The following is a 14,863-nucleotide window of genomic DNA, read 5'->3' as shown; positions in this document are numbered from 1 at the left end:
ACCTGACACACCGCCTTCGCGGGCAAGCCTCGCTCCTACAGGTGCAGTTCAACACAACAACAAATGTTCCTCTGAGATAACACCCTTGAGCATTCAACCCAGCACTTATTCACCCGACATCGCGGTGCCGACCGACAAACGTGTCTTCGGCGGCCGTGATCTGTTTTCCCTGTGGTTCTCCCTCGGCATCGGCCTGATGGTCTTGCAGACCGGCGCATTGCTCGCGCCAGGTCTTGGCCTGTCCGGTTCGCTGCTGGCGATCTTCCTTGGCACGCTGGTCGGCGTTCTGCTGCTGGCCGCTGTCGGCGTGATCGGCAGTGACACCGGCCTGTCGTCGATGGCCGCGCTCAAACTCAGCCTCGGTGCGAAAGGCGCGAGCCTGCCAGCGGTGCTGAACCTGCTGCAACTGATCGGTTGGGGTTCGTTCGAAATCATCGTCATGCGCGACGCTGCCAGCCTGCTCGGCGCGCGTGCGTTCAGCGAAGGCAGTCTGTTCTCCAGTCCGCTGCTCTGGACGTTGTTCTTCGGTGCCTTGGCGACCTTGCTGGCCGTCAGCGGTCCGTTGACCTTCGTGCGCCAGATCCTGCGCAAATGGGGCATCTGGCTGCTGCTAGCCGCGTGCATCTGGCTGACCTGGAACCTGTTCGCCAAAGCCGATCTGGCGGCGTTGTGGGCGCAGGCCGGTGACGGTTCGATGCCGTTCGCCGTGGGCTTCGACATTGCCATCGCGATGCCGCTGTCGTGGCTGCCGCTGATCGCTGACTACTCGCGTTTCGGCAAGCGTGCGAAAAACGTGTTCGGCGGGACGGCGATTGGCTTCTTTATCGGTAATTTCTGGCTGATGAGCCTGGGCGTGGCTTACACCCTGGCGTTCGCGCCGAGCGGTGAAGTGAATGCCTTGCTGTTGGCGCTGGCCGGTGCCGGCCTGGGGATTCCGCTGCTGCTGATTCTGCTGGATGAGTCGGAAAACGCCTTTGCCGACATTCACTCGGCGGCCGTTTCCAGCGGGATTTTGCTGCGCTTGAAAGTCGAACACCTGGCGTTGGCCATCGGTGTGGTCTGCACCCTGATCGCCTTGCTGGCGCCATTGGCCCAGTACCAGAACTTCCTGCTGTTGATCGGTTCGGTGTTTGCGCCGCTGTTCGGCGTGGTGCTGGTGGATCACTTCATCCTGCGTAAACGCAGTGCTCAAGTGGCGTCAGCCGCATTGCGCTGGCCGGCGCTGCTCGCCTGGCTGGGCGGGGTCAGCACCTATCACTTGCTGGCCAATCTGTATCCGGACATCGGCGCAACCCTGCCGTCGTTGATTCTGGCAGGGCTGCTGCAACTCGTGCTGGGTCGGGCCTTCAGTTACGGCCGGGAAACAGCTCGGGCTTGATGATGCCGTTCAGGCGAGGGTAGGGGATCTTTAGTTCGACGTGGCCCAGCGCGTAAGGCGCGATGGTGCTCACGTCGTACTTGAGGATCACCCCGCCGTAGGTCAGCGCTATGTTCTGGGTTTTCTGGAACGGCCAGCTCTTCACGAACTCCGGTTCCTGATCGAGCTTGGTGCTGATCAACCAGCTGTTGTGCGCAACCTGCGCCGCTTTCCAGAATGCCTCTTCCTGACCTGGCACCAACATGTCGGACAAGGTCAGCACTTTATGCTGCTGGCGCGAATAGTTGATGAAGCTGCGGCCCGGCGTGCCATGTGCGCCGCCGGTGTCCAGGTAGCTGGAAAATTCGACGATCACCAAGCCGTCATGCTGCTCACGTACCTTGGCTTGCAAGTAACTGCTGTAGCGCGGGCCGGCGGTGCGCAAAAACTCATCGCGATAGGCCGCCAGCGTCGGTGCCACCGGGGCGTCGGGCGAGGTGCGGGTCATTTGCAGCAGACGTTTTTCGACAATGCCGTCCAACTGCGGCTCGGCGGGGAAGCGCAGCGTATCGATGTTCACCAGTGGGCATTCAGGTGTCGTGCAGCCCGGTTTCAGCTGTTCGGAAGCATCGCGGGTAGTCTCCAGCGGCGCCCGGTAGTTGGGCTGGAACAGGCTTTGGCAAGCGCCCAGGGTCAGGGCGATTGCGGCCACGGAGGCGATTTTAAAAAGCGACATGGGCGTCCTTCGTAAAACAGGGAAAGGCAAAAAGTTATCCGCTTCGACTCTCAACGAAGCAGTCAGTTCGCCACTAAGCTAATTAGAGTTGGTTTCGCCCTCACCGTCTATCCCGCTGACTGGAAAGGGGCTGCATCAAACGGCGCGGGCGCGTTAGGATGGCGCGAAGTCGAGGTTGCAAGTAACCAAAAGGAGCCTCGGATCGGACTAGCAGTAAACGAGGATTGTCATGACTGATTTTGCCAACGCCATTCCGACCGCCGTTGATATCGTTCGGCGCGAAAAGTGCTACGAGGGCTTTTACAAGCTCGATCGCGTGCACTTGCGCCACGAGTTGTTCGCCGGTGGCATGAGCCGCGAAATCAATCGTGAAGTGTTTGTTCGCCACGATGCGGTCTGCGTGTTGCCCTACGATCCGCAGCGCGATGAAGTGGTGTTGATCGAGCAGTTTCGCGTCGGCGCCATGGGCAAGACCGACAATCCCTGGCTGATTGAACTGGTCGCTGGTCTGATCGACAAGGATGAAGTGCCGGAAGAAGTTGCTCACCGCGAAGCGCAGGAGGAAGCTGGGCTTGTATTCGGGGCGCTCTGGCCGATGACCAAGTATTTTCCATCGCCGGGTGGCAGCAATGAATTCGTGCATTTGTTCCTGGGGCGTTGCGAGACAACCGGGGTCGGCGGCCTGCATGGGCTGGAGGAAGAAGCTGAAGATATCCGCGTCACGGTCTGGGCGTTCGAGGATGCCCTGCAAGCCGTACGCGACGGACGAATTGCCAACGCGGCCAGCATCATTGCCTTGCAATGGTTAGCTTTGAACCGCGCTGAAGTGAGGGGGTTATGGTCGTAAACAAGTTGCGCGATCGCTACCGGGTGGACCTCGTGGGGCTGCAAGCCTCTTGCGAGGCCAACTACGCGCGCCTGATGCGACTGCTGCCGGACATGCGCAACGAGCCGGCGGCGCGGCGCATTGCCGTGACCCACGGCGAGCAGATGCTCGGCGTGCTGGCCCTTGAAGTGCTGCAGGTCTGTCCATACACCACGACCCTGCAAGTGCGTCAGGAACACAGCCTGCCGTGGCTGCCGGTGCCGCAACTGGAAGTGCAGGTCTATCACGACGCCTGCATGGCCGAAGTGGTCAGCGCCGAACATGCGCGACGCTTTCGCGGGATCTATCCTTACCCGAACGCCTCGATGCACCAGCCGGACGAAAAGGCGCAGCTGAACATGTTCCTGGGTGAATGGCTGAGCCATTGCCTGGCGTGTGGGCACGAATACGCCGTTGTGCGTTGAGCTCGCTAGATGTGAACTGCGTCAGCTTCTCGGATTTCCTCTTTCGTTCGTCCCCCAGCATAATCGCGGCATTCCACTTATCCCGTGTTTAGCCCTGGGAGACCGCCTTGCCAAGCGTATCCACTTTGACCCCCGCCGATTCGGCGTTGCTGGTGCAACTGTCCGACAGCCATCTGTTTGCCGAAGCGGACGGCACGTTGCTGGGCATGAATACGCGCGACAGCCTGCAAAAGGTCATCGAGCTGGTCAGGCAGCAACAGCCGCAGATCGATCTGATCATTGCCAGCGGCGATCTTTCCCAGGACGGGACGCTGGAGTCGTATCAGCAGTTTCGCGACCTGACCCGGCAACTCGATGCGCCGGCGCGCTGGATTCCCGGCAATCACGACGAACCGCAGATCATGGCCGCAGCCGCCGTGCACAGCGCGCTGCTGGAACCAGTGGTGGATGTCGGCAACTGGCGCGTCACGTTGCTCGACTCGGCGGTGCCGGGGTCGGTGCCCGGGTATTTGCAGGATGAACAATTGCAGTTGCTGGCGCGCTCGCTGAGCGAGGCGCCGGAGAGCCATCATCTGGTGTGCTTCCACCATCATCCGGTGTCGATCGGGTGTGCGTGGATGGAGCCGATCGGGTTGCGCAATCCCGAAGCACTGTTCGCCGTGCTGGACCGGTTCCCGCAAGTACGCGCTGTGCTTTGGGGGCACGTGCATCAGGAAATCGATCAAGTGCGTAACGGCGTTCGTCTGATTGCATCGCCCTCGACCTGCATTCAGTTCGAGCCGGGCAGTGAGGATTTCAAGGTCGGCGAGCAGGCGCCAGGGTATCGGTGGTTGCGGCTGTTGCCCGATGGTCGGCTCGAAACCGGCGTAGAGCGCGTGACCGGGTTCGACTTTCAGGTCGATTACGGCTCCAACGGCTACTGAATATCTGCGGTGCTGCCATCGCCAGCAGGCTGGCTCCCACAATGAATCCGCGTCGTGCACAAATCCCTGTGGGAGCCAGCCTGCTGGCGATGGCGTCCGCTCAGACGACATGAATTCCACGGATATCCCCGATTCCCCCGACACCCTGTAAACTCCGCCTTCTTTACCCGACGCACAGGGAGTTCAAATGTCCGGTTCGATCCTTTATATCCACGGTTTCAACAGTGCGCCTTCGTCAAAAAAGGCCACTCAGTTGATCGAAGTGATGGAGCGTCTGGGCTTGAGCGATCACCTGCGCGTTCCGGCCCTGCATCACCATCCGCGCGAGGCCATCGGTCAGCTCGAACAGGCAATTTCGGAGCTTGGCCGGCCACTGCTGGTCGGCAGCTCACTCGGCGGCTACTATGCGACTCACCTGGCCGAGCGCCATGGCTTGAAAGCCCTGTTGATCAACCCCGCCGTCAGTCCGCACCGGATGTTCGACGGGTATCTGGGGACGCAGAAAAACCTGTATACCGATGAGGCCTGGGAATTGACCCACGACCATGTGACGGCCCTGGCCGAGCTGGAAGTGCCGGCGCCCCAGGACCCGCAGCGGTATCAGGTATGGTTGCAGACGGGCGACGAAACGCTGGATTATCGCCTCGCCCAGCAGTATTACCGGGCCTGTGCCTTGCGCATCCAGGCCGGCGGCGACCATAGTTTCCAGGGTTTTGCCGGGCAATTGCCGGCAATGCTGAGTTTTGCCGGCATCGGCGCAGATTTGTATCAGGCGATAGATTTCACTGCACTGTGAGTCATCACCTCTATTTAATAGAACATTTGACGACGAGACCCCATGGCCACTCCCAGCGCTAGCTCTTATAACGCAGACGCCATCGAAGTCCTCTCGGGCCTCGACCCGGTGCGCAAACGCCCCGGCATGTACACCGACACCAGTCGGCCGAACCACCTCGCCCAGGAAGTCATCGACAACAGCGTCGACGAAGCCTTGGCCGGGCATGCGACGTCGGTGCAGGTCATCCTGCACGCCGACCACTCCCTGGAAGTCAGCGATGACGGCCGTGGCATGCCGGTGGACATTCACCCGGAAGAGGGTGTGTCGGGCGTCGAACTGATCCTCACCAAGCTTCATGCGGGCGGCAAGTTTTCCAACAAGAACTACCAGTTCTCCGGCGGTCTGCACGGGGTGGGTATTTCGGTGGTCAACGCCTTGTCGACCGAAGTCCGGGTGCGCGTGAAGCGCGACGGCAACGAATACCAGATGACCTTCGCCGACGGTTACAAGAAGACCGAGCTGGAAGTGGTCGGCACCGTTGGCAAGCGCAACACCGGCACCAGCGTGTTCTTCGCGCCAGACCCGAAGTACTTCGACTCACCGAAATTCTCCATCAGCCGCCTCAAGCACGTGCTCAAGGCCAAGGCCGTTCTGTGCCCGGGGCTGCTGGTCAGTTTTGAAGACAAGGCCACCGGCGAGAAAGTCGAATGGCATTACGAAGACGGCCTGCGCTCCTACCTGGTGGACGCGGTCAGCGAATTCGAACGCCTGCCGGACGAGCCGTTCTGCGGCAGCCTGGCCGGTAACAAAGAAGCGGTCGACTGGGCGCTGCTGTGGTTGCCGGAAGGTGGCGACAGCGTGCAGGAAAGCTACGTCAACCTGATCCCGACGGCCCAGGGCGGTACGCACGTCAACGGTTTGCGTCAGGGCCTGCTCGATGCCATGCGCGAGTTCTGCGAATTCCGCAGCCTGCTGCCACGCGGCGTGAAGCTGGCGCCGGAAGACGTCTGGGAACGCATCGCCTTCGTCCTGTCGATGAAAATGCAGGAGCCGCAATTCTCCGGCCAGACCAAGGAACGCCTGTCGTCCCGCGAAGCGGCGGCGTTCGTGTCCGGCGTGGTCAAGGACGCGTTCAGCCTGTGGCTCAACGCTCACCCGGAAACCGGCATGCTTCTGGCGGAGCTGGCGATCAACAACGCCGGCCGTCGTCTGAAGGCCAGCAAGAAGGTCGAGCGCAAGCGCATCACCCAAGGCCCGGCACTGCCAGGCAAGCTCGCCGACTGCGCCGGGCAGGACCCGATGCGTTCCGAACTGTTCCTGGTGGAAGGTGACTCCGCCGGCGGTTCCGCCAAGCAAGCGCGGGACAAAGAGTTTCAAGCGATCCTGCCGTTGCGCGGCAAGATCCTGAACACCTGGGAAGTCGACGGCAGCGAAGTACTGGCCAGCCAGGAAGTGCACAACATCGCCGTGGCCATCGGTGTCGATCCGGGCGCGGCGGACATGAGCCAGCTGCGTTACGGCAAGATCTGCATCCTCGCCGACGCCGACTCCGACGGTCTGCACATCGCCACGCTGCTGTGCGCGCTGTTCGTCCAGCATTTCCGCCCGTTGGTGGATGCCGGTCACGTCTACGTCGCGATGCCGCCGCTGTACCGAATCGATTTGGGCAAAGAAATTTACTACGCCCTCGACGAAGCTGAGCGTGACGGCATTCTCGATCGTCTGGTGGCCGAGAAGAAACGCGGCAAACCGCAGGTCACCCGATTCAAAGGTCTGGGTGAAATGAACCCGCCGCAACTGCGCGAAACCACCATGGACCCGAACACCCGGCGTCTGGTGCAGCTGACCCTGGAAGATTTCGAAGCGACCTCGGAAATGATGGACATGTTGCTGGCGAAGAAACGCGCCGGTGATCGTAAATCCTGGCTGGAATCCAAAGGCAACCTGGCCGAGGTTCTTGGCTGATGCGGGTTGGCTTTGCCCTGGCGTGTGCGTTACTTCTGACCTCGGCTTCGGCGTTTGCCGAGCCGGCACCGGAGTTGCGCCTGTTGTCCGAGCATCCCGTGGAGGGCATGCGCGGCGGCAACCTGTCGGGGCTGGCCCAGTGTGGCAAGAATCTGTGGGCCGTTTCCGATCGCGACGACGATCAGATCTACCGACTCGAAACCGGCGACACGGTCTGGCAGGCTGAAACCGTGCGCATCGGTGTGCCGCCGGTGCCGGACAGCGATTTGCCCTGGGGTTTGCGTTCGCGGACCTGGGTGGCATCGTTCGCGCGCGGCGGGGACCTGGATTTTGAAGGCATCACCTGCGACAGCGCCGGCAATCGCTACATCGTCAGCGAGTCCCATGCGGCGATTCTGCAAGTGCCGCCCGTTGGGCCGACGTCCTGGCTGAAGATTTCGCCGATGCTGGTTCGCGAGGCGCGGGCCAGCGGTATGTTGTTGCACTTCAATGCATTGTTCGAGGGCCTGGCGATCAATCCGGAGGGCGACCAGTTATGGTTGGCCGCCGAGCGTGAGCGCCGAGGACTGCTGTTGATCAAGCGTCAGCAAACGGTCTGGGATTGCGACGGCGGCTGCGTGCTGCTGAGCGAAGCCGGGATGGAAATGCAGCCGGCGAAATTTCCCAAGGCCAGAGCCGTGTCGCGGGATTTTGCCGATCTGTCGTTGTTCAACGGCAAGCTGTTTACCCTTGAGCGTAACGCGTTCGAGATTTGCCGCCGTGACGCGGTGACGGCTAAAGTCGAGCGTTGCTGGTCGTTTGCCGACGAGGCATTGCAGGAGAACCGTCGTTATCCACAGGGCTATGGCCTGACGGAAGCACTGATCGTCGACGCCGATGGCGCCTGGGTCGGCATTGATAACAACGACGGTGCCCGTGCTGATGGCGAGTATCGCCCGGTCGTCTGGCGCTTTGCCGCGCCGGAAGGTGGCTGGAGTGCCAAGCCATGACGCCGCAAACACCTGGGAAACGCGCCGGTCGGGTGTTCATGGTGCTGGCCTGGTGCGCAGCGCTATTTCTGGCGACACGGTTTTTCGGCCAATGGGAGGAGCGGCAGCAAAATCCCAACGTCGTCGTCAGCTCGGAACAGGGCGAAGGTTTTATCGAAGTGAAACTGGCCAGCAACACCCAGGGGCACTTCGTCGCCAGCGGCCAGATCAACGGCCAGTCGGTGGATTTCATGCTGGATACCGGGGCAACCGATGTGGCGATCCCGGCAGAAATGGCCGAACGGCTGAAACTTGAACAAGGCTTCGGGGTGACCCTGAGCACCGCCAACGGTCGCACCGAGGGTTATCGAACCCGTGTCGACCGGCTGCAACTGGGCGACATTGTGCTGCGTGATGTGCGCGCCATCGTCGTGCCAGGCCTGGATGGCAAGCAAGTGCTGCTCGGTATGAGCGCGCTGAACAAACTTGAATTTACCCAGCGCGGTGGCACCATGCTGCTGCGCCAGACAACGAACCGATGAGGCCCGCATGAGCGACTCCCTTGATCTCAGCCTGGACGGTGTAGAGCGCCGGTCACTGGCTGACTTCACCGAAAATGCCTACCTCAACTACTCCATGTACGTGATCATGGACCGTGCCTTGCCGCATATCGGCGACGGCCTGAAACCGGTACAGCGCCGCATCGTCTACGCGATGAGCGAGTTGGGGCTGGACGCCGATTCCAAGCACAAGAAGTCGGCGCGTACCGTCGGTGACGTGCTCGGTAAATTCCACCCGCACGGCGATTCGGCCTGCTACGAAGCCATGGTCCTGATGGCCCAGCCGTTCAGCTACCGCTACACGCTGGTCGACGGCCAGGGTAACTGGGGTGCGCCGGATGATCCCAAGTCCTTCGCCGCCATGCGATACACCGAAGCGCGGCTGTCGCGTTATTCCGAAGTGCTGCTCAGTGAACTGGGCCAGGGCACTGCGGACTGGGGCCCGAACTTCGACGGCACACTCGACGAGCCATTGGTGTTGCCGGCACGTTTGCCGAACATCCTGCTCAACGGCACCACCGGCATCGCCGTGGGCATGGCCACCGACGTTCCGCCGCACAACCTGCGCGAAGTCGCGACCGCCTGCGTGCGTTTGCTTGATGAGCCAAAAGCCACGGTCGAGCAGCTCTGCGAACACATTCAGGGCCCGGATTACCCGACCGAAGCGGAAATCATCACGCCGCGTGCCGACCTGCTGAAAATGTACGAAACCGGCAAGGGCTCGGTGCGCATGCGCGCCGTGTACCACATCGAAGACGGCGACATCATCGTCACCGCGCTGCCGCATCAGGTGTCTGGCGCCAAGGTGCTGGAACAGATCGCGGCCATGATGCAGGCCAAACCGTCCAAGGCCCCGCAGATCGCTGACCTGCGCGACGAATCCGACCACGAGAACCCGTGCCGGATCGTGATCATTCCGGGCGCACGGAAAAACTTCGACCACGACGCGCTGATGCAGCACCTGTTCGCCAGCACCGAGCTGGAGTCGAGCTACCGGGTCAACATCAACATCATCGGCCTGGATGGCAAGCCGCAGCTGAAGAACCTGCGTGCGTTGCTGGTGGAATGGCTGGAGTTCCGCGTTCAAACCGTGCGTCGTCGTCTGCAATTCCGCCTCGACAAGGTTGAGCGTCGCCTGCACCTGTTGGACGGTTTGTTGATTGCCTACCTCAACCTGGATGAAGTGATTCACATCATCCGCACCGAGGAGCACCCCAAAGCCGCCCTGATCGCGCGTTTCGCGCTGAGCGAAATCCAGGCCGAGTACATTCTGGACACCCGTTTGCGTCAGTTGGCGCGACTGGAAGAAATGAAGCTGCGCTCCGAGCAGGATGAACTGCTCAAGGAACAAGCCAAGCTGCAAGCCCTGCTGGGCAGCGAAGCCAAGCTGAAAAAACTGGTGCGCACCGAGCTGATCAAGGATGCCGAAACCTACGGCGACGACCGTCGTTCGCCAATCGTCGAGCGCGCCGAGGCCAAGGCCTTGACCGAGCACGATCTGCTGCCGAACGAGAAAGTGTCCGTAGTGCTATCGGAAAAAGGCTGGGTCCGCTCCGCCAAAGGGCACGAAATTGACGCCACCGGGCTTTCCTACAAGGCCGGGGATGGTTTCAAGGCCTTGGCGGCCGGGCGCTCCAACCAGTTTGCGGTGTTCATCGACTCCACCGGTCGCAGCTATTCGGTGGCCTCGCACACCTTGCCTTCGGCCCGTGGCCAGGGCGAACCGTTGACCGGTCGTCTGACACCGCCGCCAGGTGCGACATTTGAATGCGTGCTGATGCCGGAAGACGATTCGCTGTACGTGATCGCCTCCGATGCCGGTTACGGTTTCGTGGTCAAGGGCGAAGACTTCCAGGCCAAGAACAAGGCGGGCAAGGCGCTGTTGAGCTTGCCGAACAACTCGAAGGTCATTCTGCCGCGCCCGGTGGCGGATCGTGAGAACAACTGGCTGGCGTCGGTGACCACCGAAGGTCGCTTGCTGATCTTCAAAATCAGCGATCTGCCACAATTAGGTAAGGGCAAAGGCAACAAGATCATCGGGATTTCCGGTGAGCGTGTGGCCAGTCGCGAAGAATATGTCACGGACATCGCTGTGCTGCCGGATGGAGCCACCTTGGTGCTGCAGGCCGGAAAGCGTACCTTGTCACTGAAAGCGGACGACCTCGAACACTACAAAGGTGAGCGTGGACGTCGTGGCAACAAACTTCCACGGGGCTTCCAGAGGGTAGATGCGCTGCTCGTCGAAAACCTCAATTAACCGCGCTAGAGCGCTCGATCTACGATTTAACGCGTAGATCGACGCTTTGCCGCTGGAGTCGGAACGCATATTCACGGATGATATGGCCTTTCCAAGCGCCGGCGTGGCCGAGCGTTCTTCATATTTATTGAGTATTTTCACTGTGGTGTGCCTTGTGGCAACCACCTGGATGGGACGATGACTGCTCTGCGCCTTCCTTTTATTTTGATGCTCGCTGGCGTTCTTGGCCTGGCGGGTTGCAGCGTTCACCAACCGGTGTCGCTGTATCAGCTGGACAGCGGAAGTCCGGCTCAGCCTGCGCAAAGCGCGGGCATGGCGGTATTGCTCGGCCCGGTAACGGTTGCCGATTACCTGCAGCGTGAAACGCTGTTGCAGCGTCAGCCGGATGGCAGTCTTCAGGCCTCGACCGATGGTCGTTGGGCCGGCAGCCTTTCTTCCGACATCGATCAACTGTTGCTGCGTCAGGTAGCGGGTCATCTGGACAGTCAGCGTGTGGTGCTGGCGCCGGCGAGCGTGGGCTTCACGCCGGATGTTCAAGTACTGCTGACCATCACGCGCCTGGACTCGGGCGAGTCGCAACCGGCGATCCTCGATGCTCAATGGCGTTTGATCGACCGTCGCGGGCAAGTTCGCGATAACCGCATCGTTCATCTGCAAGAACAGCACGCGGGCGGTACGGCAGCGCAGGTTCAGGCTCAGGGTGTGTTGCTGCAGAAACTCGCCGAACAGCTGTCGATCGCGCTCAAGCCATTGGCCAATCAGCCACCGATTGCAGAAGCGCCAAAAAAACCGGCGGCCAAGCCTGTGGCTCCGGCGACAGAGCAAGAGAAACAGCCGAAGATCCCGATGGCTGCGCCGATTCGTACGGATATGGAAGTGTTCAGGTTCTAAGGCCTGGATAGATTTCAAACAGAGCCCGCAGAGATGCGGGCTTTGTTGTTTCTGCAGATTGGAAATCCTCGGTGCTGCTGACGGCCCCATCGCTGGCAAGCCAGCTCCTACAGGTTCCGCGTCGTGCATACATCATGCGGGCAACACGATTTCTGTAGGAGCTGGCTTGCCGGCGATGACGGCGGAACAGGCAACAAAAAACCCGCAGACAATCACTTGTCTGCGGGTTTTTTTACTGCGGGGCTAACGCTTACGCCCGACGCTCATGCATCCGCGCCAACTGTCGCTCCAGCATCGACGGATAAGGCTCCATCAACCGCTCCACGCAGCACGCACCCTCAGGGCTGGCAATCGGGCGGATTCGCGCACGCTGGCGAATCAGCGCGTCGTCACTGATCTTGCGCTCCACCAGCAGCAGATTGCGGCTGTGTTGCGACAGGGCCAGGGCGTCCTGGGCGGTTTCGGTCAGCAACAGGTCGATCTGGCTTAGACCGAACAGCTCATCACCCAAGGTCACGCCCAGCTGCAATTGCAGGGTGATGCCGCTGTCGGCGACTTCGATCTGCAACTGATGGCCCAGGGCTCGCAGCAACTCGCCGCAGCAGATGGCGTTGGTCAGGTAGTCGTCGCCGCTGTCCTCGGTGTGGAACACCATCAGCGTGCTGCCATCGTTCAGGCTATGCAGTTCGCCCTCATAGAGCGAGGCCGCCTGATCGAGGCAATCGCGATAACGTTTGAGCAGTTCTTCCAGGCGCGCCCGTGGCAGGCGGCGCAATTGATCCTGGGCGCCCAGTTGCACGGCCAGCACTGCGCTGTGTTGCGGCACGTTCGATACCGGCGCTCTGGCTACTGGTTTCGCGGCTGTCGATTCGTCACGCAAATCGGCGAACGCATCGTCGTCATCCTCGTCTTCGACGGTGCTGACAATGTGCCGTGGCGCAGGTTTGAGGCTGGCGACAGGCTTGGTCTCGTCGAAACTCGGGTCGCGCAGGTTGCGCACTTCGAAGGACGGCTCGGCGTCATCGTCGTAATCGACGTCGTCGAACTCAGGTTCCGGTGCGGGCTCCGGCTCGGCCGGTTCCGGCGCGAAGTTGGCGTGCAGCTGGCGAGCCAGGTCGCCGATTTCATCCTGACGGTCGGTGGCCGGGGTGTATTCGTCGATGTTGCGCAGCCACACGCGCAATTGCAGCAGCGGCGTGGAGATGTGCCGACCCAGGCGCAGGCTCAAGGCCAGCGACAGTGCCAACAGAATCGCACTCAAGATGCCCATGCTTTGCAGGCTGATGGTCATCGGCTGCTGGAACTGATCCATGTCCAGGCTGATGCGCAGTTGCCCGGCGGTCACGTCCTGGAAGGTGATCTTGCTCTGGTACATGCCCTCGGCTTCGCCCAGCAGGCCGTGCTTGGGACGCTGACCGGCTTCGGCGAGGATGCGGTTATCCACGCTATAAATGGCGGCGTGGGCCACCAGCTTGTTCTTGGTCAGGTTGTTGAGCAGCACGTTGAGGCTGAGGATGTCGTTGGACACCAACAGCTCAGTGGCGGACGTGGCGGTCTGCGTGGTCAGGCTTTCGCCCAGCGCATCTGCCTGCTCGTGCATGGCCTGCTTGAACTGCAAACCCATCACGCAGGCGTAGATCACCAGGGCCAGAGCGACCAGGATCACGTTATGGCTGGCGATACGCAATGCAATCGGTACACGGCGGTGGCGCAGTGCACGGAAGATCAGCAGAAAGAAGTTATCGGTTTTAACTGGCGTGGGCCGGTTCACTTGAGCTCGGCTCTTTTGTCCGTGAAGTTGACGCGCAGTATAGCGACAGGCCCTAGACCGGCAAAGCGCTCACGGTGCCCGATGGTCACTGAAAGTGGGTAGAATGCGGTTTTTTTCCACCTGCGGGGGTGCGCCTTGCGCGAAATCGTCCTGATAAACATCACTGGTGAGGACCGTCCGGGTCTGACCGCGGCCATTACCGGCGTTCTGGCCCAGGGTGGTGTGAACATTCTCGACATCGGTCAGGCGGTGATCCACGACACCTTGTCGTTCGGCATCCTGGTTGAAATTCCTGACACCGAGCAAGGCAAGTCGGTGCTCAAGGACATCCTGTTCAAGGGCTATGAGCTGGACCAACAGGTGCGTTTCACGCCGGTGTCCGAAGAGGATTACCAGCAATGGGTCGGTAATCAGGGCAAAAAACGCCACATCGTGACGCTATTGACCCGCAAAGTGACTGCCGGGCAATTGCAGGCTGTGAGCTCGATCACCGCCAAATATGGCCTGAACATCGACCACATCGATCGCCTGTCCGGGCGCATGCCGCTGGATACCCCGGCCGATAAAGGCAAGGGCTGCATCGAGTTTTCCGTGCGTGGCGAAGCGGCGGATCCGCAAGCGCTGCGAGCGGAATTCCTCAGCGTCGCCCAGGAATTGAACGTCGACATCGCCTTCCAGGAAGATTCGCTGTTCCGCCGCAACCGTCGTCTGGCTGTGTTTGACATGGACTCGACGCTGATCGAGGCCGAAGTCATCGACGAACTGGCCAAGGCGGCCGGTGTGGGCGATCAGGTTTCGGAGATTACCGAGCGGGCGATGGCCGGCGAGCTGGATTTCCGTGCCAGCTTCAAGGAGCGTCTGGCGTTGCTCAAAGGGCTGGATGTCAGCGTGCTGGATTCGATCGGTGCCTCGCTGCGCCTGACCGAAGGCGCCGAAACCCTGTTCGCCGAACTCAAGCGTCTGGGCTACAAGACCGCGATTCTGTCGGGCGGCTTCACCTACTTCGCCAAGCAATTGCAGGCCAAGCTGGGCATCGACTACGTGTTCGCCAATGAGCTGGAAGTGGTCGATGGCAAGGTCACCGGCGTGGCGGTCGAGCCGATTGTCGATGCGCAGCGCAAGGCGGATCTGCTGAAGGAGCTGGCGCACAAGGAAGGCTTGCGTCTGGAGCAGACCATTGCGGTCGGCGACGGCGCCAACGATTTGCCGATGCTGGCGATTGCCGGGCTGGGCGTGGCATTCCGCGCCAAGCCACTGGTCAAGCAATCGGCGAAGCAGGCGATCTCCACGTTGGGGCTGGATGGCGTGCTGTATCTGCTGGGCTTTCGGGATCGTGACGGGCAGCTCTGAGTTTTGTATTGACTGAT

The 14,863-nt window shown here is 61.0% G+C and carries 13 protein-coding genes; 11 read left to right on the top strand and 2 right to left on the bottom strand.

Annotated elements, in window-relative coordinates; translation table 11 throughout:
- Positions 1–85: 85 nt before the first annotated feature.
- On the top strand, positions 86–1,378 hold the full coding sequence (gene cytX, locus KGB27_RS22100; protein ID WP_008027897.1) for a putative hydroxymethylpyrimidine transporter CytX: 1,293 nt from the start codon (positions 86–88) through the stop codon (positions 1,376–1,378).
- Here the strand turns inward: cytX and KGB27_RS22095 are convergent.
- Positions 1,347–2,093 (bottom strand): RsiV family protein, encoded by a 747-nt coding sequence (locus KGB27_RS22095; RefSeq protein ID WP_008027898.1) that lies wholly within the window; start codon positions 2,091–2,093, stop codon positions 1,347–1,349. The genes cytX and KGB27_RS22095 overlap by 32 nt on opposite strands.
- A gap of 229 nt (positions 2,094–2,322) precedes the next feature.
- On the opposite strand from KGB27_RS22095, the gene KGB27_RS22090 reads away from it, so the two are divergent.
- From KGB27_RS22090 to KGB27_RS22050, 9 genes are all read left to right on the top strand, one after another.
- Positions 2,323–2,940 (top strand): NUDIX domain-containing protein, encoded by a 618-nt coding sequence (locus tag KGB27_RS22090; RefSeq protein WP_008027900.1) that lies wholly within the window; start codon positions 2,323–2,325, stop codon positions 2,938–2,940.
- Positions 2,931–3,383 carry a DUF1249 domain-containing protein gene (locus KGB27_RS22085; RefSeq protein ID WP_008027902.1) on the top strand — a complete coding sequence of 151 codons (453 nt, stop codon included), beginning with the start codon at positions 2,931–2,933 and terminating at the stop codon, positions 3,381–3,383. Before KGB27_RS22090 ends, KGB27_RS22085 begins: the two co-directional genes overlap by 10 nt.
- Before the next feature lie 107 nt (positions 3,384–3,490).
- Positions 3,491–4,306: a 3',5'-cyclic-AMP phosphodiesterase gene (cpdA, locus tag KGB27_RS22080; protein ID WP_223435520.1), complete on the top strand. Its 816-nt coding sequence runs from the start codon at positions 3,491–3,493 to the stop codon at positions 4,304–4,306.
- 187 nt (positions 4,307–4,493) lie between these two features.
- On the top strand, positions 4,494–5,102 hold the full coding sequence (locus tag KGB27_RS22075; RefSeq protein ID WP_008040411.1) for a YqiA/YcfP family alpha/beta fold hydrolase: 609 nt from the start codon (positions 4,494–4,496) through the stop codon (positions 5,100–5,102).
- A gap of 42 nt (positions 5,103–5,144) precedes the next feature.
- On the top strand, positions 5,145–7,049 hold the full coding sequence (parE, locus tag KGB27_RS22070; RefSeq protein WP_008027908.1) for a DNA topoisomerase IV subunit B: 1,905 nt from the start codon (positions 5,145–5,147) through the stop codon (positions 7,047–7,049).
- Entirely contained in the window at positions 7,049–8,038 is a 990-nt protein-coding gene (locus KGB27_RS22065; RefSeq protein WP_008027910.1) for an esterase-like activity of phytase family protein, read from the top strand. Before parE ends, KGB27_RS22065 begins: the two co-directional genes overlap by 1 nt.
- The gene (locus KGB27_RS22060) at positions 8,035–8,559 is read left to right on the top strand and encodes a TIGR02281 family clan AA aspartic protease (RefSeq protein WP_008027912.1); all 525 of its coding nucleotides are present in this window, start codon (positions 8,035–8,037) and stop codon (positions 8,557–8,559) included. The genes KGB27_RS22065 and KGB27_RS22060 overlap by 4 nt, the downstream gene beginning before the upstream one ends.
- A gap of 7 nt (positions 8,560–8,566) precedes the next feature.
- Positions 8,567–10,834, top strand: a complete 2,268-nt coding sequence (gene parC, locus KGB27_RS22055; protein WP_008027914.1) for a DNA topoisomerase IV subunit A — start codon at positions 8,567–8,569, stop codon at positions 10,832–10,834.
- A gap of 177 nt (positions 10,835–11,011) precedes the next feature.
- The gene (locus KGB27_RS22050; RefSeq protein WP_008027916.1) at positions 11,012–11,725 is read left to right on the top strand and encodes a membrane integrity-associated transporter subunit PqiC; all 714 of its coding nucleotides are present in this window, start codon (positions 11,012–11,014) and stop codon (positions 11,723–11,725) included.
- Positions 11,726–11,975: 250 nt separating this feature from the next.
- Here KGB27_RS22050 and KGB27_RS22045 read toward each other — a convergent pair whose 3' ends face one another.
- Positions 11,976–13,496 carry an AhpA/YtjB family protein gene (locus tag KGB27_RS22045; protein WP_223556361.1) on the bottom strand — a complete coding sequence of 507 codons (1,521 nt, stop codon included), beginning with the start codon at positions 13,494–13,496 and terminating at the stop codon, positions 11,976–11,978.
- A gap of 135 nt (positions 13,497–13,631) precedes the next feature.
- Between KGB27_RS22045 and serB the strand changes: the two genes are divergently transcribed.
- Positions 13,632–14,846, top strand: a complete 1,215-nt coding sequence (gene serB, locus KGB27_RS22040) for a phosphoserine phosphatase SerB (protein ID WP_008027919.1) — start codon at positions 13,632–13,634, stop codon at positions 14,844–14,846.
- Positions 14,847–14,863 lie beyond the last annotated feature (17 nt).

The sequence above is a fragment of the Pseudomonas sp. BF-R-01 genome (assembly GCF_019946615.1).
Classification (GTDB): Bacteria; Pseudomonadota; Gammaproteobacteria; order Pseudomonadales; family Pseudomonadaceae; genus Aquipseudomonas; species Aquipseudomonas migulae.
The sequence above is the reverse complement of the archived record's forward strand: the minus strand, read 5'-3'. Positions and strand labels throughout refer to the sequence as shown.